A 25,896-nucleotide genomic window follows, 5' to 3' on the forward strand; every position below is an offset into this window, starting at 1 on the left:
CGCCGGGTGGCGGCGGCCCCTATGACGTGCTTGCCGCGTACGAGCCGGGGGTGGTGCCGAAGGCTTGGCGGAAGGACTGGATGAAGGCGCTCGGGCCGCTGTAACCGCAGGCCACGGCGACCGAGGTGACCGAGCCGCCCGAGGCGAGCAGGGTCAGCGCGTGGTGCAGGCGGAGCTGGGTGCGCCACTGCGGGAACGACATCCCGGTCTCCGCGCGGAAGAGCCGGCTCAGGGTGCGGGGCGCCGCGCCGACGGCCGTGCCCAGCTCGGTGAGGGTCCGTCCGTCCGCCGGGTCGGCCTGGAGGATGCGGGCGATGTCGCGCAGCCGGTCGTCGGCCGGGGTGGGCAGGCAGACCCCGAGCGGTTCGACCCGGCGCAGCTGGTCGAGCGCGACGCGCTCCAGGTTGCGCCGGCGGCGCGCGTCGCCGGTGAGTTCCGTGTCGTCGGTCAGGCAGGCCACGACCTCGCGCAGCAGCGGGGTGACGGCGAGGACGGTCGGCCGGTCGAGCCGGAGCGGATTGTCGGCCGGGGCGAAGCTGAGCGCCCGCAGCTCGGTCGGCCCGTACGCGAGGTGCGCGTGGACGACGCCCGCCGGAATCCAGACCGCCCGATGCGGGGGCACGGCCCGCCTCAGCCGCCATGCTCGTCTCTGCCCCGGCGGCAATTGTCAGTGAGGGCTGTTACGTTGCGGATCATGGCGGCAAGAGCAGTGGCTGAGCAGGGGGCCGGGCATGCCCGGTACACCTACCGACTGCGCGTGTCGTCGACGGTGCTCGCCCGGCTGGAAGCTGAGTGGGCGCGGTGTCGGTGGGTGTGGAACGAGTGCGTGGCAATGTCCCGCAAGGTCCACGCCGCGAACCGCGACGCCGCCGAGAAAGCGACGTGTGGTCCGGGGCAACTCGACAAGTTGCTGACGGAGGCGCGGCGGTCGATGTCCTGGTTGCGTGAGGGGGCGAGCGTTCCGCAGCAGCAGACTATCCGTGACTTCGCCACGTCTCGGTCCAAGGCGGTCAAGGACATCAAGGCGAAGCTGCCGCTCCGGCGGCGGGCCGGGATGCCCCGGATGAAGCGGAAGCGGGACGCACGGCCCACGATGAACTACACCCAGCGCGGGTTCCGCTTGAAGGACGGCCGTCTGCACCTTGCGAGTGGCATCGTCCTGACGGTCGTGTGGTCCCGCGAGCTGCCGGCCGTTCCCTCCAGTGTGCGGGTGTACCGGGATGGGCTGGGGCACTGGTACGCGTCGTTCGTCGTCGCCATCGAACCCCAGCCGCTCCCCGCAACAGGGAACGTGCTGGGCGTGGACTGGGGTGTGAAGGAGACCGCCACCACCACATCCGACGCCCACGACCTGCCCCACCCCGGCCATGGGAAGAGCGCGGCGCGGAAGCTGGGGCGCTATCAACGGATGATGGCCCGCCGCCGCCCCGCCAAGGGCAAAGCCGCGTCCAAGGGCTACCGCAAGGCCCAACGGCAGGCCGCGAAGGTGCACAAGAAGGTGGTCCGGCAGCGGCAGGACACCGCTCGCAAGTGGGCCAAGACGGTGGTCCGTGACCACGACGCCATCGCCGTCGAGGACTTCCGCCCGAAGTTCCTGGCGAAGACCACCATGGCCCGCAAGGCCGCCGACGCCGCGATCGGCGCCACCAAGACCGCCCTCATCGAAATGGGCCGCAAACACGCACGGGACATCCGTCTCGTGCACCCCGCGCACACCACCACGGACTGCGCACAGTGCGGAGCGAGAACCAAGCACGCACTTCCCCTTTCAGAACGTACCTACACCTGCACCGCATGCGGGGCCGTGTCCCCGAGGGACAAGAACTCCGCGCGCGTGATGCTGGTCCGGGCTGGTCTCAACCCGGCTGGTGCCGATCGTGTAAGAGCCGGTAGACCGCAGGTCCCCAGCCAACGTGAGCCAGGAATCCCCGCCCTTCTTCAGGACGGGGAGGACGTCAAGATCCTGTGCGCCATCCCCGTACTGGCCGTGCTCCTCGGACTGTTCCTCACCGAACCGGAACCGTCCCCGGGTGGCTGACCGTCCCCTGTGACGGAGGGCATGCTGTACGCGACACGGGCGGCACCACCGCCGCCCGGGCGCCGCACACCGGAGGGCACGCCATGGGATCGTCACCGCAACCGGGATCGGCCGTACCGGACTTCACGCTGCCCGGTGGCGTGCTCGCCGGGGACGTCTTCGAGCGGCGCGACTACGCGCTCGCGGAGGCGCGCGGCCGGGCCCTGGTCCTCGCCTTCTACCCGGGCGACAACACCACCGTGTGCACGAAGCAGTTGTGCGCGTACTCCTCGGGCATGGAGACCTTCGAGAAGCTGGACGCGGAGGTGTGGGGGATCAGCCCACAGGGTGTGGACAGCCATGAGTCGTTCGCCCGCGCCCACGGGCTGCGCATGCCGCTGCTGGCGGACCCGGGCCGGGAGACCGCCCGTGCCTTCGGCGTCGCGGCGCCCGGGATCGGGGTGCGGCGGGCCGTCTTCCTGATCGACGCGGAGGGGGTGCTGCGGTGGAAGCACGTGGCGCTGCTGGGGGCGACGTTCCAGTCCCTGGACACCCTGTCCGGCCAGCTGTCCGGCATCAACGGCAAGTAAAAGACTGCCGGGTTCCGGCAATGTAGCCCGGGGGGTGCGCATGGGATCATCCAGCCAGTTCGATGGAAAAGCAGCACACGGGTCGGCGGGGCCGGGAGGGGTGATGGGATGACCTTGTTTCTCGGTCTCGGCATCGCGGGGGTCGCCCTGCTCGCCCTGTCGCTGGTCTTCGACGGGATTCTGGAGGGCCTTTTCGGGGGCCTCCTGGAGGGCCTTTTCGGCGGGCTCGTCTCCCTTCCGGTGATCGCGGGCTTCCTGTCGATGCTCGGCTTCGGCGGCGCCATCGTGCTCGGCACGACCGGTGCGGGCACCCTCGTCGCCACGGTGGCGGGGGCCGCGGCCGGGGTGGCCGCCGCCCTGCTCACCTGGAAGTTCAGCCGCGCCCTGATGCGGGACCAGACCGACGCGACCCCGCGCGGCGAGGACCTGGTCGGCACGTCGGGTTCGGTGGTCACCGCGATCCCGGCCGACGGCTACGGCGAGGTCCTGCTCCGCCTCGGCGGCCAGCTCGTGAAGCTGTCCGCGAGGAGCACGGTGCCCGTCGCGCGCGGCGCCGAGGTCTGGGTCGAGGCGTCGCTCTCCAGCACTTCGGTGTCGGTCCGTCCCGTCGAACGCTGACCGGTACGCCCGGCACCGCCACCGCTCGTCTCACGACTGCCCCCGCAAGGAGGCAGAGGGGGAAACCGCATGAGTCCCGTAATGATCGCGATCGTCGGAGTCGTCGTACTCCTCTTCCTGCTCGCCCTCGCCGTGATCACCCGTTACAAGGTGGCCGGCCCCAGCCAGGCGTTCATCATCACCGGCCGCCGCGGCAAGAAGTCCGTCGACCCGGTGACCGGCCGGACCAGCATCGACAACAGCGGCCAGAAGGTCGTCGTCGGCGGCGGCGTCTTCGTCGTGCCGTTCGTCCAGCAGAAGTTCACCCTGGACCTGTCCAGTCGGCACATCCCGGTCGCCGTGCGCGGCGCCGTCACCCTGCGCGGCGTCAAGGCCCACCTCGAAGGCGTCGCGATCGTCAAGGTCGGCGGCAGCGAGGACTCCATCCGGGCCGCCGCCCAGCGCTTCCTGCGCCAGCAGGACGGCATCGTCGGCTTCACCCAGGAGGTGCTGTCCGGCGCGCTGCGCGCCATCGTCGGCCGGATGTCCGTGGAGGACATCATCCGCGACCGCGCCGCCTTCGCGAGCCAGGTGGCGGAGGAGGCCGAGGCCAGCCTGTCCGGCCAGGGCCTGATCCTGGACGCCTTCCAGATCCAGGACATCACCACCGAGGGCTCCTACCTGGAGGACCTGGGCCGGCCCGAGGCCGCCCGCGCCAAGCAGGAGGCCGACATCGCGGAGGCCATCGCCCGCCGCGCCTCGGAGCAGGCCCGCCTGAAGGCCGCCGAGGAGATCGCCATCGCCGAGCGGACCTTCTATCTGAAGCAGGCCGAGATCAAGGCGGAGACCGAGGCGGCCGCCGCCCAGGCCGACGCCGCGGGCCCGCTCGCCGAGGCCGCCCGCCGCCAGGAGATCCTGACCGAGCAGGAGAAGGTCGCCGAGCGCCAGGCCGCGCTGACCGACCGCGAGCTCGACACCAAGGTCCGCAAGCCCGCCGACGCCGCCCGCTACCAGGCCGAGCAGGAGGCGGAGGCCCGCCGCATCGGCCAGGTCAAGGAGGCCGAGGCGGCCGCCGAGCGCGCCCGGCTCACCGGTGAGGGCGAGAAGCTGCACCGCTCCGCGCTGGCCGAGGCGGTGCGCATCGAGGGTGAGGCGGAGGCCGCGGCCATCGCGGCGCGCGGTTCGGCCGAGGCCGAGGCCATGCAGAAGAAGGCCGACGCCTTCGCGCAGTACGGCGACGCGGCCGTCCTCCAGATGCTCGTCGAGGTGCTGCCCCAGGTCGTCGCCAAGGCGGCCGAGCCGCTGAGCGCGGTCGACAAGATGACCGTCATCTCCACGGACGGCGCGAGCCGGCTGTCCCGTACGGTCACGGACAACGTCGCCCAGGGCATGGAGCTGCTCAGCTCCACCACCGGGGTCGACCTCGGCGCGCTGCTCCAGAACCTCAAGGGCGCGGTGCCGAAGCCGGCCGAGCCGGCCGCTCCGGAGGTCCCGGCGGCCGCCGAGCAGAACGGGAAGATCGAGATCGGCGACTGATCCCCCGTACACACACCCGCGTGCCCGGCCGGTTGCGCAACCGGCCGGGCATTCGTGTGCCGGGCTCCGGACCGTACGGGGAAGTGGCCGGAAGCCGTCCCTCGGGGGCGGCGCACACCTCCGGATAAGGTAATGCGGGCCTAAAGAGATCACCAAGTGCCTCGCGCGCACCGCGCTCCTCGGGAGGAAGCCATGGGAACCCACCGCACCACGCTGCCCGGAGTCGGCGTCCAGTACGACTACACGACCGAGTCGGGGCAGCACATCTCCGTGGTGGTCCATCACGACGGGCGGCGGTTCATCGGCTTCTACGACCAGGACGACCCTGATTCGTGCCGGCTCTCCGTCCCCCTGACACCGCAGGAGGCGACCGGGCTCGCGCACCTCATCGACGCGGCGCCCATCGACGCCGTACGGACCGAGGGCATCGACCTGGTCACCGAGCACATCCCGCTCGGCACCCGCTCGCCGTACGGCGGCCGGCTGCTCGGCGACACCAAGGCGCGGACCCGGACCGGCGCCTCGATCGTGGCGGTGCTGCGCACCCACAGCGCGCACCCGTCACCCGGGCCGGACTTCCGGCTGGCCATCGGCGACACGCTCATCGCCGTCGGAACACGCGAGGGCGTCGACACGCTCTCCGAGATCATCGCGGAGGGCTGACCGTGCACGACACGACCGCACTGCTCATGGAGCTCGGCTCCGTCATCCTGGGACTCGGCATCATCGGGCGGTTCGCCGGCCGGATAGGGCTCTCCCCGATCCCCCTCTATCTGCTGGCCGGGCTGGCCTTCGGCGACGGCGGGCTGCTGCCGCTCGGGGCCAGCGAGGAGTTCACCGCCGTCGGCGCCGAGATCGGCGTCATCCTGCTGCTGCTCCTGCTCGGCCTCGAATACAGCGCGTCCGAGCTGGTGACCAGCCTGAAGACGCAGTACCCGTCCGGGGCCGTGGACTTCGTGCTCAACGCGACGCCGGGGGCGGTCGCCGCGCTGCTGCTCGGCTGGGGGCCGGTCGGGGCCGTCGCGCTCGCCGGGGTCACCTGGATCTCCTCGTCCGGGGTGATCGCGAAGGTCCTCGCGGACCTGGGACGGCTCGGCAACCGGGAGACGCCGGTCATCCTCGGGGTGCTGGTCATCGAGGACCTGTCGATGGCCGTCTATCTGCCGCTGCTCACCGCGATGCTCGCGGGCGTCGGGCTCGCGGGCGGCAGCGTCGCCCTGCTGATCGCGCTCGGCACGGTCGGCCTGGTGCTCTATCTGGCGCTGCGGCACGGCCGGCTGATCAGCCGTGCGGTGTCCTCGGACAATCCGGAGATGCTGCTGCTCGTCGTGCTCGGGCTGACCGTCCTGGTCGCCGGGGTGGCCCAGCAGCTCCAGGTGTCGGCCGCCGTCGGCGCGTTCCTCGTCGGCATCGCGCTCTCCGGTGAGGTCGCGGAGGGTGCGCGCAAGCTGCTGACCCCGCTGCGGGACCTGTTCGCGGCCGTCTTCTTCGTGTTCTTCGGGCTCTCCACCAACCCGGCCGAGATTCCGCCGGTGCTGCTGCCGGCCGCGCTGCTCGCGATCGTCACCGTCTTCACGAAGATCGGGACCGGCTGGTACGCCGCCCGGCGCGCCGGCATCGGACCGCGCGGGCGCTGGCGGGCGGGCGGCACGCTCGTCGCGCGCGGCGAGTTCTCCATCGTCATCGCGGGCCTGGCCGTCGCGACCGAGCCCCGCATCGGCCCCATCGCCACCGCGTACGTCCTGATCCTGGTCATCGTCGGCCCGCTCACCGCGCGCTGGACCCAGCCGGTGGTCGAACGCGTCCAGAAGTGGCGCGGCAAGGACGGCGCGTCCGCCGCCACGACGGGCACCGCGGCGGTCCCGGCAGCCCGGGAAGAGGTCACGGCCTCGTCGGAGTGACGGGGTGGCGGGGGCCCCGGATGCCCCGGGCGGCGGGCCCGCCCTCTCGCCCCCGGCTTCAGGCCCCCGTCGGCAGGTCCGGTGACCAGCCCAGCGGGTAGGCGTCGGCGCCCTCCGCGGGGGCTGCGGTCTCGCCGCCCGCGTCGGTGAAGGCCCGTAGCGCGTCGATCAGCGCGGCGCGCTGCGCGGGCGCGATGCGCTCCACGATCGAGGCGACCTCGCGGCGCCGGCCGGCCGTGACCTCCTCGACCAGCCGGTGGCCCTCGGGCGTCACCCGGAGCACCGTCTCGCGGCGGTTGGCCGGGTTGACCTGACGCTCCGCGAGGCCCGCCGCGATCATCCGGTCGAGCATCCGCATCGCGGTCGAGGGGTTCACGCCCAGGCGCTCGGCGAGGGTGACGAGCTTGGCCTCCCCGTGCGTGGAGAGCACCACGAGCAGCCGGAACTGGGGCAGCGTCACCCGGTCCTCGACCGCCGCGAGCGACCGGGCGGACACCGCGACCAGCAGTCTCGACGCGGTCAGCACCGCGCGCGTCACCGCGTCGACGTCGTCCCGGTCCGGGGCGGTCGGAGGGTCATCGGGTGCCTGTCCGTGCGCGGCCATGGCCCCCTTTCTACCGCGCGCGCCCCACTTACTCGAACCGATGGTCATCCGATACGGAATCGCCATCCAACCGGTACCGGACCGACAGCGGCGCCCGCTGGTACCAACCTTTGGATTGTGCAACGTTTGCACGGTGACGCACGAACCCGCGGCTTCGCCCGCTCCCCGGCGCCCGGCCCCGCCGACCGGCTGGCGGCGCGCCGCCTTCCGGCTGCCCATCCATATGTTCCGGATGGGGCTCGGGCCGCTCTTCGGGGGCCGGCTGCTGCTGCTCGTCCATACCGGCCGCGTCTCGGGCCTCCCCCGCCGGACCGCCATCGAGGTCGTGGAGGCGGGCACCCACGAGGGCCGGGCCTGCTGGACGGTCGCCTCGGGCTTCGGCCCCGGCGCCGACTGGTTCCGCAACCTGGAGCACACCCCGCACGCCACGGTCCAGGTCGGCCGCCGGTTCCACGCGGTGACCGCGCAGGTGCTGACGGCCGAGGAGGGCGGCGAGCTGATGGCGCGGTACGCACCCCGCCACCCCAGGGTCGCCCGCCGGCTCTGCGCGTACATGGGCTTCGAGGTGGACGGCGGTACGGAGGACTACCGGCGGGTGGGCCGGTCGATCCCGTTCGTCCGGCTGACGGAGGGCGCCAAGCGCTAAGGGCAGGCCCTAAGCGCGTACGGGCTCCTCCACGGGGTGCGGGTGGGGGGCGCCGGGCCGGTACAGGAACAGCGTGACGACCAGGCCGAGGGCGAAGAAGCCGGCGGACCACCAGTACGCGGTGGAGTAGCTCTCCAGCTGGGCCCTGGCGACGACGGGCGGGGTCGGCCTGCGGCCCACCAGGTAGTTCGTGGCGGCGGTGGTCGCGAGGGTGTTCAGCAGGGCCGTGCCGATGGAGCCGCCGACCTGCTGGCTGGTGTTGACCATCGCCGAGGCCACCCCGGCGTCCCGCGGCCCGACGCCCGCGGTCGCCAGGTTCATCGCCGTGGCGAAGACGGCGCCGAGGCCGATGCCCAGGCAGAGCAGCGGCGGCAGCACATGGGCGGCGTAGGTGCTGCTCCGGTCCAGGGCGGTCAGCCACACCATCGCGGCGGCCGCGATGCCCATCCCGGTCGGGACGATCGGTTTCGCGCCGAACCGCAGCAGCAGCACATTCGTCGTCGTCACCGACGAGGCGATCATGCAGGCGACCATCGGGATGAAGGCGAGCCCGGTGGAGACCGGCGAATAGCCCAGGCTCTTCTGCAAGTAGTACGTGAGGAAGAGGAAGACACCGAACATCCCGCCGCCGGAGATGAACATCGCGAGGAACGACGCCGCCCGGTCCCGGTCCAGCACCACCCGCATCGGCAGCAGCGGATGCGCCGCCCTGGTCTGCCACCACGCGAAGGCCGCCACCAGCACCGCGCCCGCGACCAGGAACCCCCAGGTCAGCGGCGAACTCCAGGCATGCGACTCGGCCTGTGAGAAGCCGTAGACGATGCAGAACAGGCCGGCCGAGACCAGCAGCGTCCCCGGGATGTCGAGCCGGGGCCGGTCCGCCGGCGCCCCCGCGGTCAGCAGCCGCCAGCCGCCGGTGAACGCGAGGAACGCGAAGAGCAGATTGACGTACAGGCACCAGCGCCAGTCCAGGTACTCGGTGAGCACCCCGCCGAGCAGCAGCCCCACCGCGCCGCCCGCCCCGGCGATGGCGCCGTAGATCCCGAACGCCTTGGCCCGCTCCTTGGGCACGGTGAACGTCGTGGTGAGCAGGGACAGCGCCGCCGGGGCGAGCAGCGCGCCGAACACGCCCTGGAGGGCGCGGGCCAGCACCAGGACCTCGAAGCTCGGGGCGGCGCCGCCGATCGCGGAGGCGACCGCGAAGCCGACGAGACCGGTCAGGAAGACCAGCCGGCGGCCCACCAGGTCGGCGATGCGTCCGCCGAGCAGCAGCAGCGAGCCGAAGGCGAGGGCGTACGCCGTGACGATCCACTGCCGGTTGCCGTCGCTGAAGCCGAGGTCCTGCTGGGCGGAGGGCAGCGCGATGTTCACGATCGTCGCGTCGAGCACCACCATCAGCTGGGCGAGGCCGATCACCCCGAGCACCCACCAGCGGTGCGACGGGTGGTCCTCGCGGGGGTTCGCCCTGCGGGTTCCTGCGTTTCGGGGACCTGCTTCACGGGCCATGGGGCGGATCTCCCTCGCTGCGCACACCGCCGGAATCCCCCGGCTGATCACGCTAGGCGGAGCCCGCCCCGCCCGCATGTGGAGCCGGACCCCGCCGGCTCAGAGGTCCTTGGCCGGCCAGTCGAGCAGCCGGGCGCCGATCACCGCGGTCTGGAGCGTGTAGCGGTGCTGGGGGTCCGCGGGGTCGGAGCCGGTCAGCTGGTGGATGCGTTCCAGCCGGTACGTGAGGGCCCGGACGCTCAGCGAGAGGCGGCGGGCGGTCTCGGCGGCGACACAGCCCGCGTCGAAGTACACCGACAGCGTCCTGAGGAGCGGTTCGGGGCCGCCCCTGGCCTTCTGGAGCGGGCCGAGCTCACTGCGTACGAGATCGGCCATGGCCTGCCGGTCCCGGGTCAGCACCGGGTAGACCAGCAGGTCGGCGGCGAACAGCACGGGGTCGTCCAGGTCCATCCGGTCCGCCAGGTCCAGCGCGTCCAGCGCCTCGTCGTAGGACTGGACGACGCCGCCGGGGCCCCGGTGGGCGCGGCCGATCGCGACCCGGCCGCCGTCGGTCGCCGCGTGCGCCTGCTTCGCGAAATAGCGCAGCACGTCGGGCTGGCTGCCGGGCGCGATGCACACCATGCGGCCGTCCTTCGTGGTGAGCAGGATCTTGCGGCCGCTGAACCGGGCCAGCATCGCCGACTCCACCTGCCGGGGCACCGCCTCCGTCTCGGTGTACGCCTCCGGGCCGGTCGCGACCGCCACGGCGTGGGCGCGCGAGAGGCGCAGCCCGAAGCGGGTGGCCCGCTCGGCGAGCCGGCCGAGATCGCTGCGCCCGTACAGCAGGTCGTCGATGAACTCCCGTCTGGCGGCCTCCTCGCGGCGCACGGTGAGCCGCTGGGCGCGCTCGAAGCCGTCCGCGAAGGCGTCGACCGCCTGCTCCACGGCGGCCAGCACACTGTCGGCCGCGGCGGCGGGGGTGACTCCGGGGGCGGGGGCGGGCCAGGCGGTGCGGGTCTCGGCGAGATGCATGCGGACCAGGGCGCGGAGCTGGTGGCCGGCCTCGGCGGCCTCCCGGCCCAGGCTGCGGCGGGCGTCCAGCTCTTCCCGGGTCAGTCGCCGCCCCGAGACGGCCACCGCCCCCAGTATCTGTGCGTAACCCTCCAGAAAACTGTCGGGAATCACTGGTTCCGCCACGCGTACGCCTCCGTTTCCATTCCGTATCCATTCCGTACCGACACCGGCCCAACGCACGGGAGGCGGTGCCGGTGCCCGGCATCGGGGAGCGGTGAACGTTGCCGTGATCCGGCAATGCGATCGAGGCCCCCAGGATGACACGATCGGGTCAGCACCAACCGGGGGACCTACGGGGGAAACACGGGGGTGCACGGGGGATCGGGGGAAGACCCGGCTGCCGTGGTGTCGTCGAGGGTGACACCACGGCACCGGGGTCACCGACCGGTCCGCGCAGACGCCGGCGACACCGCCGGCGGAACGGCAGGGGGGTCGAAACCGATGCGGGAATTCCTGGACGCGACGCTGTCCTTCCCGGCCGTGCTCTTCGCCGCCGCGCTGGTCGTCGTCATCGCCTTCTGGCTGCTCGTCCTGGTCGGCGCGGCCGACCACCACTCCTTCGACACCGACCTGGACACCGATTTCGCGGGCGTCGGGGGCGTCCCGGTCACCGTCTCGGTGTCCCTGATGATCGCCGTCGGCTGGTTCTCCGCCCTGACCGGTTCGGTCCTGGTGCACCGCTCGGGCGCCACCGGACCGCTGCGCGCCGTGCTGGCCTGCGCGGTGCTCGCGGGGGCGCTGCTGCTCGCCTGGGGTGCGGTGCGGCTGCTCGTCCACCACTTCCGGCGCGTCTTCCCCGACCAGCCTCCGCCATCGCGCCAGGACTTCCTGGGCCGCGTCTGCACGATCCGTACCGGCTCGGTCTCCACGGACTTCGGCCAGGCCGAGGTCACCGCCGACGACGGGACCACCGCCACCGTGCAGGTGCGCCAGCTGGAGCCCGTCGACGCGGAGCTGACCTCCGGCTGCGCCGGGCTGCTGTACGCGTACGACGAGGCCGGGGAGTTCTTCTGGGTCTCGGCCTACGACAAGGCGCTCGACCCGGGTCCGCCGCACGGCCGTACGGCCTCCGGCCCCGCCGTCTGAGCCACCGCTCCCGCTCGGCGCGGTGTGCCCGTCCGGGCTGCCCGGACGCTGCTTGCCGCCGCGCCGTGTTTCACGTGAAACCGCTCATTTCCGCACCACCTGCCGCCAAGGACTGTCATGGATGCCATCTCCTTGGGCCTCGGCCTGCTCGTCGCCGTGGTCCTGCTCATCGCCGTAGCCGTGCTGTTGATCATCACCCGGCTCTTCCGCAAGGTGGAGCAGGGCAAGGCCCTGATCATCTCCAAGACCAAGAAGGTCGATGTGACCTTCACCGGTGCCGTCGTCCTGCCGGTGCTGCACAAGGCCGAGTCCATGGATATCTCGGTCAAGACCATCGATATCCGGCGCACCGGGCGTGAGGGCCTGATCTGCCAGGACAACATCCGCGCCGACATTCACATCACGTTCTTCGTGCGGGTCAACAAGACCGTCGAGGACGTCAAGAAGGTCGCCCAGTCCATCGGCACCGTGCGCGCCAGCGACAAGGCCGCCATCCAGGAGTTCTTCGCGGCGAAGTTCTCCGAGGCGCTGAAGACCGTGGGCAAGCAGCTGGACTTCGTGGACCTGTACACGAAGCGCGAGGAGTTCCGCGACCGGATCATCCAGGTCATCGGCACCGATCTGAACGGCTACCACCTGGACGACGCGGCGATCGACTTCCTGGAGCAGACCCCGATGGCGCAGCTCGACAGCGCCAACATCCTGGACGCCCAGGGCATCCGGAAGATCACCGAGCTGACCGCGATCGAGCACGTCCGCACCAACGAGTTCCAGCGCACCGAGCAGAAGGAGATCACCCGGCAGGACGTCGACGCCCGGGAGACCATCCTGGAGCTGGAGCGCCGGCAGGCCGAGGCGGAGATCAAGCAGCGCCGCGAGGTCGAGACGCTGCGGGCCCGCGAGGAGGCGGCGACCGCCCGGGTCCAGGAGGAGGAGCGCCTGGGCGCCCAGGCCGCGTTCATCAAGACCGAGGAGCAGCTGGGCATCCAGCGGGAGAACCAGGCCCGTGAGGTCGCGGTCGCGCAGAAGAACCGCGAGCGGGTCATCGCCGTGGAGAACGAGCGCATCGAGAAGGACCGGATGCTGGAGGTCATCGGGCGCGAGCGCGAGACCGAGCTGAACCGCATCGCCGCGACGAAGGAGGTCGAGGCGGAGCGCCGCGAGGTCGCCGACGTCATCCGCGAGCGGATCGCGGTGGACCGTACGGTCGCGGAGCAGGAGGAGTCCATCAAGACGCTCCGGTCCGTCGAGGAGTCCGAGCGCACCCGCAAGTCCGTCATCATCGCCGCCGAGGCGGAGGCGCAGGAGCGGCTGGTCAAGGACATCAAGGCGGCCGAGGCGGCGGAGGCCGCGGCCACCCACCGCGCCGCCGAGCAGCTGACGCTCGCCGAGGCCCGGCTGAAGACCGCCGACCTCGACGCGCAGGCCAAGCTGCGGCTCGCCGAGGGCATCCAGGCGGAGTCGGCGGCGCCCGGCCTCGCGGACGTCCAGGTGCGGGACGCGGCGGCCGAGGTGATCGAGAAGACCGGGCTCGCGGAGGCCGAGGCCACGTCCGCGCGGCTCAAGGCGGAGGCCGAGGGCGCCCGTCTCAAGGCCCTCGCGGACGCGGAGGGCACGCAGGCCCAGGCGTCGGCCGACGCGGCGATGATCGGCGAGAAGCTGAAGGCGGAGGCCGCGGGCCTCACGGAGAAGGCTGCCGCGATGGCGGCGCTGGACGACGCGTCGCGGGGTCACGAGGAGTACCGGCTGCGGCTGGCCGCCGAGAAGGAGATCCGGCTCGCGGGCCTGGACGTCCAGCGGCAGGTCGCCGAGGCGCAGGCGACGGTGCTCGCCACGGGTCTGGAGAACGCGGACATCGACATCGTCGGCGGCGAGTCGGTCTTCTTCGACCGGCTGGTCTCGTCCATCTCGATGGGCAAGAGCCTGGACGGCTTCGTTTCGAACTCCGACACGGCGAAGGCGCTGGCCGGCCCGTGGCTGAACGGCGAGTCCTCGTTCACGGAGGACCTGACGCGGGTGCTGTCCTCGGTCTCCACGGGAGATGTGCAGAACCTGACGGTGTCGGCGCTGCTGATGCGGATGATGGCTTCGCCGTCCGCGGGCGTCGGTGCGGACCAGGTCCGCGCCCTGCTCGACCACGCGAAGTCGCTGGGCCTGGCGGACGTCCCGGTCCGCGACCTGGCCCCGGCGGGCCTGAACGGCACGCCCGTCGGCTGACCGGGCTCCATCGCCCGAGCGCCCCGCCCGGCCCCATCCGTCCTCAAGCGCCGGACGGGCCGGGCGGGGCCGGGCGGGCCTTTCGAGCCCGGCCCGGCAGACCTCCCGAGTCCGTACGGCGTCCGAGGACGCCACCCCACGCCATACCGCGAGGAGACCGCACCCAGTGGACACCGTGACCGCCCCCGCCGCCGGGGACTACGACGTTCTGCGGCGCCGTCTCCACACGCACGCCACCGAGCTGGCCCGCAGGGCCACCGCGCTCAACACCCGCCGCACCGAGGCGTTCGGCGCCACCGGACTCCAGCTGCTCGGGAGCGAGCAGATCCGGACGCACCGCCCCTCCACCCCCCGCGACCTCGTCGCGCTCGGCGGTGAGCTGCTGTTCGGCTTCGAGCGCGGCGCGGGCGCGCAGGACGCGCCCGCCGTGGACGATGTGCTCGCGCTGTACGCCGCCGACCTCACCCCCGGCACCGGCACCCCGCTCACCGACGCCTCGTTCGTCCGCGAATTCGACGGCCTGCACCGCTACTTCCGCGACGCCCGCCTGCTGCGGCTGCGCCGGACCGAGGGCCGCCTGCTGGCGGTCTTCCGTACCGGCGACACCGCGAAGGACATCCGGGTCCTGCGCTGGGCGCTCAACCCGGACGGCTCCCCCGGCGCGTTCCTCGACGCGCGCGGCGAGCGCGACCACGTCTTCCCGCCGTCGCACGACTTCACCTGGACCACCGCGGGCCGCGAGGCCCACGTCGCGGGCCGGCACCCGCACATCGCCATCGGCTGCGAGGCCGGGCTGTACGTGGACACGCTGGGCGGCACGCTCACCGTGAAGACCGTCAACGACACGGAGACCCCGGAGGGGATCTACGAGGAGCCGGTCACCGAACCCCTCCAGTCGCTCGCGGACGCCGAGGTCGAGTACGCGGAGCTGGGCCCGCTCGTGCTGCTGCGGGTCCGCCCGTACAAGGAGGAGGCGCGGCGGTACCTCGTCTTCAACGCGCTCCTGGGCACCGTCACCCGCCTGGACGGCATCGGCCCGGCCTGCCGGCGGCTCCCGGAGGATCAGGGGATCATCTTCCCCGGCGGGTTCTACCTGACGACCGGCGAGGCCCGGACCTTCGACATCGCGCAGCCGCTCACCGACCCGGTCTTCGAGGAGGCCGTGCGCTCCCCGAACGGCGAGGACGTGCTGTACGTCTTCCGGTCCCGCCAGGACGGCCGCGGCCTGCTGCTTCCGTACAACGTGATCCGCCAGGAGGTCGCGACCCCGCTCCAGGGCCGGGGCCACGCGCTGCTGGACGACGGCACACTCGTCGTGCTGCGCGACCCGGTGGAGGGCGGCGAGGGCGGCGCCGCACGCGTCCACCCGTTGCAGCGCTGGCGGACGCCGTACGTCTCCGACACCTACGCCGCGTCCCGCCCGGCGGGCGAGGGCCCGCTGGCCCGGGTCGGCAACGCCGACCTCGTGCGCGGGATCTCCGACTGCCTGGCCCTCGCGCACGCCGCGTCCCAGACGACGCCGACGGCCGCCGTGTACGACCGGCTGGTCGCCGACTGCGTACGGGCGGGCGACCGCTACCACTGGCTGGACGACGCCGAACTCGGCGGACTCGCGGAGCCCCTGGGCGAGCTGCGGGAGACCGCGCGCCAGGTCGTCGCGGAGTTCGAGGCGGTCCAGGCCCTCACCCGGCAGGCCGCCGACGCGCTCACCGAGACCGCCGACCGCATCACCGCCCTGGTCCGCCGGGTCCGCGGCGAGGCCCCGCACACCGCCGCCGAGTGGGTCGAACGCCTCACCGAACTGCGCGGGGCGCACGGCCACCTGGCGACCCTCACCGAGATGCGGTACGCGGACACCGAGCGCATCGCGGAGCTCACCGCCACCACCGCCGAGGACATCGAGGCGGCCGCCCGCCGCGCCGTCGCCTTCCTGGCCAGGGACGACGCGTTCGCCGGCTACCACGAGGACATCGCCCGCCTCACCGAGGAGGCCGCCGAGCTCGCCACGGTCACCGACGCGGCCGCGCTCGGGGACCGGCTGGCCGCGATGACGGACGGCCTGAGCACCGTCACGGACGTCGTCGCCGGTCTCGACATCGGCGACGGGGTGGTCCGTACGTCGATCCTGGAACGCATCGCGGAGGTCCTGGGCGCCGTCAACCGGGCCCGCGCCACGCTCGACGCCCGCCGCCGCGCCCTGGCGGACCACGAGGGCCGGGCCGAGTTCGGCGCCGAGTCCGCGCTGCTCGGGCAGGCCGTCACGGCCGCGCTGGCCGCCGCCGGCACTCCGGAGTCCTGCGACGAGCAGCTGGCGAGGCTGCTGCTCCAGCTGGAGAACCTGGAGGCGCGGTTCGCGGAGTACGACGACTTCCTGGCGGAGCTGGGCGAGCGGCGGACGGAGGTGTACGAGGCGTTCTCGGCCCGCCGGCAGGTCCTCCAGGACGAGCTGGCCCGCCGCACCGAACGCCTCGCGGACTCCGCGGCGCGGGTCCTGGAGACGGTCGCCCGGCGCAGCACCGCGCTGCCCGACGCGGACGCCGTCCACACCTACTTCGCCTCCGACCCGATGGTTGCCAAGATCCGCCGGACCGCCGAGGAGCTGCGGACGCTCGGCGACACCGTGCGCGCGGAGGAGCTGGACGGGCAGCTGCTCGCCGCCCGCCAGGAGGCGGGACGGGCGCTGCGCGACCGGGACGAGCTGTACGCGGACGGCGGGGCCGTGATCCGCCTCGGCCGGCACCGGTTCGCGGTGAACACCCAGCCGTTCGAGCTGACCCTCGTGCCGCAGGACGGCACGCTCGCGTTCGCCGTCACCGGGACCGACTACCGGATGCCGGTGACCGACCCGGAGTTCGCCGCGACCCGCCCGTACTGGGACCGGACGCTCCCGTCCGAGTCCCCGGCGGTCTACCGGGGCGAGCATCTGGCGGCCCGCCTCCTCGACGAGCACGGCGCGGACCGGCTGGCCGCCCTGGCCGACGGCGAACTCGCCACGCTCGTACGGGAGGCGGCCGCCGCCGCGTACGACGAGGGCTATCAGCGCGGGATCCACGACGAGGACGCGACCGCGATCCTGGGCGCGCTGCTGCGGCTGCACACGGGCGCCGGGCTGCTGCGCTTCCCGGCCGCCGTCCGGGCCGCCGCCCAGCTGTTCTGGGCCCATGGGACGGACGAGGTCCGCCGCACCTCCTGGACCCGCCGCGCCCGCTCGCTGGCCCGCGCCCGGGAGACCTTCGGGCTCGCCCCGGCGGTCGCCGCGCTCCAGGAGGAGTGGGCGTCGGCGATCGGCGGCGAGCGCCCCCGGACGGTCGCCGCGTATCTCTTCGAGGAGCTGACCGGCGGGCCCGAGGGCTTCGCGACGGGCGGCGCCGTCCGGGCGTTCCTGGACAAGTTCCGCCACGCCACCGGCACTTCCGCGTACGACGACGACCTGGCCGCCCTCGCGGACGACCTGCCCGCCCGGCGCCAGCTCGTGGAGGGCTGGCTCACCTCGTACGCCGAGGCGAGCGGCACGGAGATCGACCCGGGCGACCTCACGGAGGCCGTCGCCGTGGAGCTGTGCCCCGAGGAGCTGCTGAGCCGTTACGAGGCGGACGCGCCGCTCACCGAGAGCGTCGACGGACTGCTGGGCGTCCACCCGCGCATCGAGCGCGGCCGGCTCACCGTCCGTATCGATGAACTCCTCGCCCGGACCGAGGAATTCCGCACCGACGCCGTTCCCGGATTCCGCGCCTACCAGCGCCGGCGCACCGCCCTGGTCGCCGCCGAGCGGACCCGGCTGCGCCTGGACGACCACCGGCCGCGCGTGATGTCGGCGTTCGTCCGCAACCAGCTGCTCGACGAGGTCTATCTGCCGCTGATCGGGGACAGCCTCGCCAAGCAGCTCTCCACCGCCGACGCCGACCGCCGCACCGACTCGCAGGGCCTGCTGCTGCTCGTATCGCCGCCCGGCTACGGCAAGACGACGCTCATGGAGTACGTCGCCGACCGGCTCGGGCTCGTCCTCGTCAGGATCAGTGGCCCGAACCTGGGCCACGACGTGACCTCGCTCGACCCCGCGCAGGCGGGCAGCGCCACCGCGCGCCAGGAGATCGAGAAGATCAACTTCGCGCTTGAGGCGGGCAACAACACGCTGCTCTACCTGGACGACATCCAGCACACCTCGCCGGAACTGCTCCAGAAGTTCATCCCGCTCTGCGACGCCACGCGCCGCGTCGAGGGCGTACGGGACGGCGAGCCGCGCACGTACGACCTGCGGGGCAAGCGGTTCGCGGTGTGCATGGCGGGCAACCCGTACACCGAGTCCGGGGCGCGTTTCCAGGTGCCCGACATGCTCGCCAACCGGGCGGACGTGTGGAATCTGGGCGAGGTACTGACCGGCCGCGAGGACACCTTCGCGCTGAGCTTCGTGGAGAACGCGCTGACCGCCAACCCGGTCCTCGCCCCGCTCGCCGGCCGCTCCCGCGACGACCTGGCGCTGCTGCTGCGGCTCGCCGCCAAGGACCCCACGGCGCGTCCGGAACAGCTCGGACACCCCTACGCGCCCGCCGAGGTGGACCGGATCACGGCCGTGCTGCGGCATCTGCTGCGGGCCCGGGACACGGTGCTCGCGGTCAACGCCGCGTACATCGCGTCCGCCGCGCAGACCGACGCCACCCGCACCGAACCGCCGTTCCGGCTCCAGGGCTCCTACCGCAACATGAACCGGATCGCGGAGCGGATCGCGCCCGTGATGAACGACGCCGAGCTGTCCGCCGTGGTGGACGACCACTACGCGGGCGAGGCGCAGACCCTCACCAGCGGCGCCGAGGCCGCGCTGCTGAAGCTCGCCGCGCTGCGCGGCACGCTCACGCCCGCGCAGGCCGAGCGGTGGGCGGCGCTCTGCTCCTCGTACGTCCGCACCCAGGCGCTCGGCGGGCCCGAGGGCGATCCGATGACCCGTGCGGTGGCGGCGCTGGGGCTGCTCGCGGACCGGATCGCGGCCGTCGAGACGGCGATCGGGCGCGCCGCCGACCCGCGCCATCTGCCGGCGCGCCACCCCGAAGACCGCTGACCGTTCTCAATCAATCGCTGATCTTCCCCGATCAGCCGCGGATCGTCCTCGATCAACGGAAGGGAGCAAGGCATGCTGGGACACGTGTCCTCATTCCCCCAGCAACCCCAACCCTCCCCGTTCTCCGGCCACATGGTCGTCTGCGGGGACGACGCGCTCGCCCAGCGGCTCGCCGTGGAGCTGCGTTACGTGTACGGGGAACGGGTCACGCTCATCGTGCCGCCGGAGCCGGGCGCGGTCAGGCCGGACGAGCCGCTGAGCGGGCGCGGGCGGGCCGCCGCGCTGTTCGGGCGGATGGCGTCCGCGATGAACCGCAACGGTGGCGGACTGCCGCACGGCGCGGACGGGGACTCCCTCGCGGGCGTCGAGGCGGTGCGCATCCTCCAGGCGGCCGAGCCGTCCGACGAGTCGCTGGCGGAGGCGGGCATCGCCCGGGCGTCGGCGGTGGCCCTCGTCTACGACGACGACGAGCGCAACATCCGGGCCGCGCTGACCGCGCGCCGGCTCAACCCCCGGGTGCGGCTGGTGATCCGGCTCTACAACCGGAAGCTGGGCCAGCATCTGGAGACCCTGCTCGACCAGGCGGCGGCCGTCGCGTCCCCCGGGCTCGACCCGGCCGCGATCGACGCCTCCACCACGGTGCTGTCCGACGCGGACACCGCCGCGCCGGCCCTGGCGGCCACCGCGCTCGCCGGGTCGACGCGGGTGATCCGGGCCGAGGGGCTGTTCCTGCGGGCCGCCGAGCGCACCCCGCCGCCGGGCGGCCAGGTCGCGAACCCGGGCCTGTGCACCCTGGCGCTGCTCTCCTCCACCACCCATGACCCGGCGGGCGCGGAGGGCTCCGACAGCAGCGGGGCGGAGGGGCCGCAGCTGCTGCCCGGGCCTGCGGAGATCGCCGCCGCGACCGGGCGCGGCACGGTCGTCCTGGAGGCCGTCACGCAGTCCGGTCCGGCCGCGCCGAAGGTCCGGATGAGCGGCCGGAGCGCGCCGCTGAGCCAGTTCTTCTCGCGGCGGCTGCGGTGGTCGGCGCTGGGCGTCGGGCTGGCGGTGCTCGGGCTCGCGGCGGCCTCCACGTTCACCACGGACGACAACCCCCTGCACGCCACCTACCTCACCCTGCTCGACCTGTTCGCGATGGGCGACCCGGCCATCGGCGACCCCGCCGCCCGCCAGATCATCCAGATCCTCTCCGGCATCGCCGGCCTGATGCTCCTGCCGCTGCTGGTGGCGGGGGTGCTGGAGGCGTTCGGCTCGCTGCGCAGCGCGTCCTCGCTGCGGCGGCCGCCGCGCGGGCTCTCCGGGCACGTGGTGCTGCTCGGGCTCGGCAAGATCGGCACCCGGGTCCTGGTGCACCTGCGGGAGCTGGGCGTTCCGGTGGTCTGCGTGGAGGAGGACCCGGACGCGCGGGGCATCCCCCTCGCCCGGCGGCTGCACGTGCCGGTGGTGCTCGGTGACGTCACGGACGAGGGCGTGCTCGAAGCGGCCAAGATCGGCCGCTCCCGCGGGCTCCTCGCGCTGACCAGCATCGACACGACGAACCTGGAGGCGGCGCTGTACGCGCGCTCGCTGAAGCCGAATCTGCGGGTGACGGTGCGGCTGTTCGACGACGAGTTCGCCACGGCGGTCTACCGCACGCTGCGCACGGCGCACCCGCAGGCGATCACCCGCTCCCGCTCGGTCTCCCACCTGGCCGGCCCGTCCTTCGCCGTCGCCATGATGGGCCGGCAGATCCTGGGCGCGATCCCGGTCGAACGCAAGGTGCTCCTGTTCGCGGCGGTGGAGGTCGCCGGCCACCCCCAGCTGGAGGGCCGCACGGTGGACCAGGCGTTCCGCGAGGGCGCCTGGCGCGTCCTCGCCCTCGACGTCGCCCCGAACGGCGCGCCCGAGGGCGCCCTCCTCTGGAACCTCCACCCCGGCTACGTGCTCCGCCCCACGGACCGCGTCATCATCGCGGCGACGCGCCGGGGCCTCGCGGAACTCCTGGGCCGCCGCGCGCTGACACGCCGCTGAGGCACGCCCGGTCCTGGGCGGACCCGCCCACCCTGGCCCCCCACTCGTTCCAGTACGGGTTCGGGGACGTCACCACCGACCGTTCCTATTCAGTGAGCAGGAATGAGTCTTGGACCCACGCCCTGGCACTGCGGACACTCCGAACGGTATTGGGTGTCCTGGTTGCCCGCGTTCTCGCCGCGTCCGGTGGCACGGATCGTGTCCGTGGTCCGGGGATGCGGGGGCGGGGTCCCTCACGCCCTGGGGCACCTGGTGCGGCCTGGACGGTCCGATGCCTCACACGATCGCTCCGGTCGTGTGAGGGCGGTGTCGTCCGACGCCGGATCGGGTGTCCGAGGGCGCGTCGCCCGATCGCGATACCGGCGGCATCGTGACGGGACATCTTCCGGTGCGGGGTGGTCAGCGGTTTCTGCCAGTGCTGTCCACCCCACCGTGAGGTGTAGGCGGGGTCGACCGCGATGATCGCCAGGTCCTGTTCGGCGGCCATGGAGACAAGGCGGGCCTTGAGCTTTCCGGTGGGCATACCGGAGATCAGCTGCCGGAAACGCTTCCTGCGCCCGTGCTTCTCCCGCGTCTTCTCCGCCCCGAAGTCCAGGTCCTCGATCGCGATCGCGGTGACACCGGTCCGGCGGGCCCAGTGCAGCAGGCGGGTGAGGGCGTGGCGGACCTGCGCATCACGGTGCGCAGCCGTTCCGGACAGGTCGTAGCCGAAGCGGCGGGGGTTGCCGACCGGGTTGCCGTGGGGGTCGAGGCGGTAGGCGGCGAAGTGGCCGGCGTTGGTATCCACCCCGATCACACCACCGGCCCTCGCAGCTTCCAACGAGAGGGTCTGTACGACCGGCCGCTGCCAGGACGCGGTCAGATACCAGCGCCCCCGGCCGGTGTCGTAATGGATGCGACAGGCCACAGCACGGTTCGCCTCAATACGGTCGGCCCACTCCGCGCCCCGGTGCGCGAACCCGACCGTGCAGGTGAGGGTGTAGCGGCCATGTGCGCTGTTGGCCAGGTGAGCCAGAGGGGCGGGGAGCTTGATGCTGACCTGGCCCTCGGGGGTGACGCGGATCGTCTCGTTCCCGTACCGCTTCCCCGACTCACCGTCCGCCGCCAGGAACCACCGCTCCGCCTCCCACCGCTGACGCCACTCACCCTCGCTCAGCCCGGCCTCGGCCAGATGATGGCGGATGTTCAACAGGCGCCTCCCGCCGCGCACGACCCGCACCCGCCCCGACCGCCAGTCCGCAACAGCAGCCGCAAGCCGGTCCTCCAATGCCTTCAGGCGACGGGACTTCTGAAACCACTCGCCCCTGGACCGGTACCCGCCCGGCGCACGCTTCGTGCCCCTGGTCCCGACCTGGAGCGACAGACGGTGCCTGAGCACCCTGATACCGGTCTCAATACTGCGGATATGCGCGGCCAGGCCCCGCCTCGCCAGCGCCCACTGATCGTGCGACGCCTTCGTGATCGCCCCGGCGATCCTCGACGACGACAGCCCAGTCAGACCCCGCTTACGCACAGCCCAGGACTCGGCACCATGATCCAAACCGTCTGCACACCGCGCCTTCAGATCCCGCAACGCCAGACTGCCCTGATACGCGCCAACGGCCCGCAATACGCGCTCGTCCTCGGCGGTGGGGTGCTTGAGCCGGTCCCGCACCGCGACCCCGGAAGGCCCAGACACCACGAACGGCGATGCCAACTCCCGCACGCCACCCACCAACCACACCTCCGCCCCGTCACCCGGTACAACGACCGGCTTCCGACAAGGTCACCCATTCGGCCTCAGAACACTTGCCCCGTCCGCCCAATCCGACTAAACCTCCGAGAATCGCCGTTTCGCCCGTTTTGACTAGAGTCGTACGGGAACACGTGATCCAAGCACACCCGCAGAACCGAGCTGGAGGCAGAGATGGGCAGGATCGTGGTGGGCGTCGACGGCTCCGAGTCGTCGGTCAAGGCACTGCACTGGGCCGTACGCCAGGCGGAGCTGACCGGTGACACGGTGGAGGCCGTCAACAGTTGGGAGTACCCCGCTACCAGCTGGGCGTCGATGATGCCGGGCCTCCCGGAGGACTTCGACCCGCAGGCGATGGCCACGGTGTCGCTCACCGAGACCCTGGAGGAGGCGCTGGGCGCCCAGGGCGCCGCCGCCGTCAGCAAGGTCGTGGTGATCGGCAACCCGGCGCAGGCCCTGCTCGACCGGGCCGAGGGCGCGAACCTGCTGGTCGTGGGCGCGCGCGGCTACAGCGGCTTCAAGGCGACCCTGCTCGGCTCGGTCAGCCTGCACGTCACCCAGCACGCCGCCTGCCCGGTGACCGTCGTCCGCAACTGATCCGGCACTGGTCCGGTACTGATCCGGTACGGCGAGGGCCCCGCACCACGCGTGGTGCGGGGCCCTCCCGCGTACTCACAGCTCCACGACATCCGCCACCGCACACGCCACGTTGTCCGGCGCGCCGGCCGCCTCCGCGAGCTCGATCAGCGCGCCCACGGCGGTCCCGGGCCCGTCCGCCCCGGCCAGCGCCCGCGCCAGCTCCCCGGCGTCCACGACCGCCGAGAGCCCGTCCGAGCAGAGCAGATAGCGGTCGCCGGGCAGCGCGTCCCGGACGTCCACATCGGGCCCGGAGCCGTACGGGCCGTCCCCGGACAGCACCTTGAGGAGCATCGCCCGCTGCGGGTGCGAGAACGCCTCCTCCTCCGTCAGCGAACCGTCGTCGATCATCGACTGGACCAGGCTGTGGTCGTGCGTGATCCGGAACAGCTCGCCGCCACGCAGCAGGTAGGCCCGCGAGTCCCCGATGTGCACCAGGCCCAGCCGCGAGCCCGTCCACATCATCGCCGTCAGCGTCGTCCCCGACTCCTCCGGCGCCCCGCCCCCGCCGCTCCCCACGACCGCGTCCCGCACCGCGAGCGCCACCCGCTCCGCCGCGTCGTGCAGGATGTTCAGCAGTTCCGCCGCCGGCACCGCGCCCGGCGCGAGCGGCTTCAGGGCCTCGATCGCGGCCGTGCTGGCCCCCGCCCCGCCCGCGCCGAACCCGTCGGCGACCGCGAGCAGCCGGGCCCCGGCGTAGACCGCGTCCTGGTTGGTCTCGCGCACCGCGCCCGTGTCGGTGCGGGCCGCGTAGCGGATTCCGAGTGTGCCCACCGATGTCATGACGTCCTCCGTCGACAGCTGGTCGATGAGGAAGGCCGCGAGATCACGGCGGGCCGCCGTCTCCGCCTCGACGCGCGCCCAGTACACCCGGATCGCCGCGGCGGCCGCGCCGGAGTCCAGCGCGATCACCTCCCTGATCCGGGCGAGCGGCATCCCGATCCGGCGCAGCCAGGCCACCAGCCGGGCCGCCCGCACCTGCGCCGGGTCGTAATACCGGTAGCCGTTCACCGGGTCGACCAGGGCCGGCGGGAGCAGACCGAGCTCGTCGTAGCGGCGCAGCGCCTTCGCGGAGAGCCGGGACAGCCGGGCGAACGCCCCGATCGTCACCAGCTCCGCGCCGGGGCCCCGCCCCTGCCCGTACTCCGTCACCGCACGCCTCCTCATACCGGGCGGGCTCCCCGCCCCGGCACACTCGATCCTTGGCCTTCCCCCATGGAGAAGGTCAAGGATCGCCGACGTGGGGTGCGCGGGGGCGTCACTCCCGCGTGTAGAAGTAGTAGTACGAGGCGAGCAGTCCGCCGGCCCCGAGGATCAGACCGAGCACCGAAGCGGACAGGACGCTGGCGCCGGACAGGCTGTAGAGGAAGCCGATCGAACCGCCGGTCAGCACCCCGTACGCGGCGGCCCGCAGCTCGCGCGGCAGCCGGTTCTGGATGCGGCCGAGCCCGAAGCAGAGCACCGCGAGCGCGGCGCCGGAGACGAGCCCGAGGGCCAGCCGGGTGCCCGTGAGGACCCCGCCGCCGCGGACGATGGCGGTCGCGTAACAGCCCATGATCACGCCCAGCGTGACCGGGATGGCCCAGCTGAGGACCGGGCGGTGCCGGGCGGGCATCGCGTGCCGCCCGCGGGCCGGCACCGAAGCTTGTGCGGCCATGGCTGAGAGCTCCTTCCGTCGCCCCCGCTTTCCCTCCAGAGCACACCTGGTCGGGCCGCCCGGCAACTCGGATGGCCCATGGCCCGGGGCGCCCCGGCGCCATCCGGGATTCCCTGGAGGGGTGCGGACGTATTTCTCGGTGGCCCTGTCGGCGGTACTGCTGGTGCTGCTGGCCGTCCTGGTGCCGCTGAGCGCGCTGTCCGCCTGGGTCGACCTGGAGATCGACGACACGGACCGTTACGTGGCCGCCGTCGCCCCGCTCGCCGAGGACCCCGCGGTCCAGGGCACCGTCGCGGACCTGATCACCGACGGCGCGATGAAGCAGATCGACGTCGGCCCGTTGCAGAGCACCGTGCGCGCGTTCCTGCGGCAGGCCGTGGAGTCCTTCACCACCACGGAAGCCTTCCAGGACGCCTGGACCGCCGCCAACCGCACCGCGCACGAGACGGTCACCGCCGCGCTGGACGGGCAGAGCGGCGAGAGCGTCACGATCGATCTGGCGCCCGTCACGGAGCAGGTGAAGGAGAACCTGGTGGACAACGGGGTGCCGTTCGCCGATCAGATCCCCGTCCAGCACACCGACATCCAGCTGGTCTCCGCCGACCGCGCGGACCAGCTGCGGCAGAGCTTCCGGTGGCTGCGGAACGCGAGCGTGTGGCCGGCCGTCGGCACGCTCGTCCTCGCGCTGCTCGCCCTCGTGCTCGCCTGGACGCGCGGCGGCCCCGGCCGCCGGGCCCGGGCCATGGCCGCGCTGGCCGGAACCGCCGTGGCGGGCGCGGGCTTCGCGCTCGGCGCGCTGGTGCTGCGGGGGCTGCTGGCGCTGGCCCGCGACCGGGTCCTGGACGAGGTCCCGGACAGCGACACCGGCGCCGCCGCGGCCGTCTACGACGCGCTGACCTCGTCGCTGCGGACCACGGTGTGGATCGTCTTCGGGCTGGGCCTGGCCGTCGCGGTGTGCGCGGCGGCGGCCCGGATCTGGGCCCAGCGGGTGCTGCCGGCACCGGCGGACTGACGCGGCCGCTCCCGCCGGAGCGGCCCGACTGGAAGGTGTACGG

General features: G+C 72.9%; 20 protein-coding genes. 13 read left to right on the plus strand and 7 right to left on the minus strand.

What is annotated here, in order from left to right:
- Positions 1-19: 19 nt before the first annotated feature.
- Positions 20-622: an AraC family transcriptional regulator gene (locus tag OG338_RS13915; RefSeq protein ID WP_405937639.1), complete on the minus strand. Its 603-nt coding sequence runs from the start codon at positions 620-622 to the stop codon at positions 20-22.
- A gap of 72 nt (positions 623-694) precedes the next feature.
- Between OG338_RS13915 and OG338_RS13920 the strand changes: the two genes are divergently transcribed.
- From OG338_RS13920 to OG338_RS13945, 6 genes are all read left to right on the plus strand, one after another.
- Entirely contained in the window at positions 695-2,038 is a 1,344-nt protein-coding gene (locus OG338_RS13920) for an RNA-guided endonuclease InsQ/TnpB family protein (RefSeq protein WP_405937640.1), read from the plus strand.
- 83 nt (positions 2,039-2,121) lie between these two features.
- The gene (locus OG338_RS13925; protein WP_405937641.1) at positions 2,122-2,607 is read left to right on the plus strand and encodes a peroxiredoxin family protein; all 486 of its coding nucleotides are present in this window, start codon (positions 2,122-2,124) and stop codon (positions 2,605-2,607) included.
- A 108-nt stretch (positions 2,608-2,715) separates the two neighbouring features.
- Positions 2,716-3,225, plus strand: a complete 510-nt coding sequence (locus tag OG338_RS13930) for a hypothetical protein (protein WP_405937642.1) — start codon at positions 2,716-2,718, stop codon at positions 3,223-3,225.
- Between the two features lie 69 nt (positions 3,226-3,294).
- Positions 3,295-4,740: a flotillin family protein gene (locus OG338_RS13935; RefSeq protein WP_405937643.1), complete on the plus strand. Its 1,446-nt coding sequence runs from the start codon at positions 3,295-3,297 to the stop codon at positions 4,738-4,740.
- Positions 4,741-4,932: 192 nt separating this feature from the next.
- Positions 4,933-5,403 (plus strand): cation:proton antiporter regulatory subunit, encoded by a 471-nt coding sequence (locus OG338_RS13940; protein WP_018102023.1) that lies wholly within the window; start codon positions 4,933-4,935, stop codon positions 5,401-5,403.
- Positions 5,404-5,405: 2 nt separating this feature from the next.
- Positions 5,406-6,641: a cation:proton antiporter gene (locus tag OG338_RS13945; RefSeq protein ID WP_405937644.1), complete on the plus strand. Its 1,236-nt coding sequence runs from the start codon at positions 5,406-5,408 to the stop codon at positions 6,639-6,641.
- Positions 6,642-6,699: 58 nt separating this feature from the next.
- Here OG338_RS13945 and OG338_RS13950 read toward each other — a convergent pair whose 3' ends face one another.
- Positions 6,700-7,245: a MarR family winged helix-turn-helix transcriptional regulator gene (locus OG338_RS13950; protein WP_405937645.1), complete on the minus strand. Its 546-nt coding sequence runs from the start codon at positions 7,243-7,245 to the stop codon at positions 6,700-6,702.
- Positions 7,246-7,378: 133 nt separating this feature from the next.
- Between OG338_RS13950 and OG338_RS13955 the strand changes: the two genes are divergently transcribed.
- Positions 7,379-7,891 carry a nitroreductase family deazaflavin-dependent oxidoreductase gene (locus OG338_RS13955; protein WP_405937646.1) on the plus strand — a complete coding sequence of 171 codons (513 nt, stop codon included), beginning with the start codon at positions 7,379-7,381 and terminating at the stop codon, positions 7,889-7,891.
- A 9-nt stretch (positions 7,892-7,900) separates the two neighbouring features.
- Here the strand turns inward: OG338_RS13955 and OG338_RS13960 are convergent, their stop codons facing one another.
- Together OG338_RS13960 and OG338_RS13965 are read right to left on the minus strand one after the other, a co-directional pair.
- The gene (locus OG338_RS13960; RefSeq protein WP_405937647.1) at positions 7,901-9,397 is read right to left on the minus strand and encodes an MFS transporter; all 1,497 of its coding nucleotides are present in this window, start codon (positions 9,395-9,397) and stop codon (positions 7,901-7,903) included.
- Positions 9,398-9,496: 99 nt separating this feature from the next.
- Entirely contained in the window at positions 9,497-10,573 is a 1,077-nt protein-coding gene (locus OG338_RS13965; RefSeq protein ID WP_405937648.1) for a PucR family transcriptional regulator, read from the minus strand.
- A 318-nt stretch (positions 10,574-10,891) separates the two neighbouring features.
- On the opposite strand from OG338_RS13965, the gene OG338_RS13970 reads away from it, so the two are divergent.
- From OG338_RS13970 to OG338_RS13985, 4 genes are all read left to right on the plus strand, one after another.
- Positions 10,892-11,536 carry a hypothetical protein gene (locus tag OG338_RS13970; protein WP_405937649.1) on the plus strand — a complete coding sequence of 215 codons (645 nt, stop codon included), beginning with the start codon at positions 10,892-10,894 and terminating at the stop codon, positions 11,534-11,536.
- 117 nt (positions 11,537-11,653) lie between these two features.
- Positions 11,654-13,753 carry a flotillin family protein gene (locus OG338_RS13975; RefSeq protein ID WP_405937650.1) on the plus strand — a complete coding sequence of 700 codons (2,100 nt, stop codon included), beginning with the start codon at positions 11,654-11,656 and terminating at the stop codon, positions 13,751-13,753.
- 166 nt (positions 13,754-13,919) lie between these two features.
- Entirely contained in the window at positions 13,920-18,806 is a 4,887-nt protein-coding gene (locus OG338_RS13980; RefSeq protein ID WP_405937651.1) for a DNA repair ATPase, read from the plus strand.
- Positions 18,807-18,878: 72 nt separating this feature from the next.
- Complete coding sequence (locus OG338_RS13985; RefSeq protein ID WP_405937652.1) at positions 18,879-20,816, plus strand: NAD-binding protein; 1,938 nt, start codon at positions 18,879-18,881, stop codon at positions 20,814-20,816.
- 85 nt (positions 20,817-20,901) lie between these two features.
- On the opposite strand, the gene OG338_RS13990 is transcribed toward OG338_RS13985, so the two are convergent.
- Positions 20,902-22,530, minus strand: a complete 1,629-nt coding sequence (locus OG338_RS13990; protein ID WP_405937653.1) for an IS200/IS605 family accessory protein TnpB-related protein — start codon at positions 22,528-22,530, stop codon at positions 20,902-20,904.
- A gap of 192 nt (positions 22,531-22,722) precedes the next feature.
- Between OG338_RS13990 and OG338_RS13995 the strand changes: the two genes are divergently transcribed.
- Positions 22,723-23,145, plus strand: coding sequence for a universal stress protein (locus OG338_RS13995; RefSeq protein WP_330312734.1), 423 nt, complete (start codon positions 22,723-22,725; stop codon positions 23,143-23,145).
- Positions 23,146-23,220: 75 nt separating this feature from the next.
- On the opposite strand, the gene OG338_RS14000 is transcribed toward OG338_RS13995, so the two are convergent.
- Positions 23,221-24,351, minus strand: coding sequence for a MerR family transcriptional regulator (locus tag OG338_RS14000; protein ID WP_405937654.1), 1,131 nt, complete (start codon positions 24,349-24,351; stop codon positions 23,221-23,223).
- A 91-nt stretch (positions 24,352-24,442) separates the two neighbouring features.
- Entirely contained in the window at positions 24,443-24,841 is a 399-nt protein-coding gene (locus OG338_RS14005; protein ID WP_405937655.1) for a hypothetical protein, read from the minus strand.
- A gap of 121 nt (positions 24,842-24,962) precedes the next feature.
- Between OG338_RS14005 and OG338_RS14010 the strand changes: the two genes are divergently transcribed.
- Positions 24,963-25,853: a hypothetical protein gene (locus tag OG338_RS14010; RefSeq protein WP_405937656.1), complete on the plus strand. Its 891-nt coding sequence runs from the start codon at positions 24,963-24,965 to the stop codon at positions 25,851-25,853.
- Positions 25,854-25,896: the final 43 nt, after the last annotated feature.

This window comes from Streptomyces sp. NBC_00726, from assembly GCF_045161735.1.
Classification (GTDB): domain Bacteria; phylum Actinomycetota; class Actinomycetes; order Streptomycetales; family Streptomycetaceae; genus Streptomyces.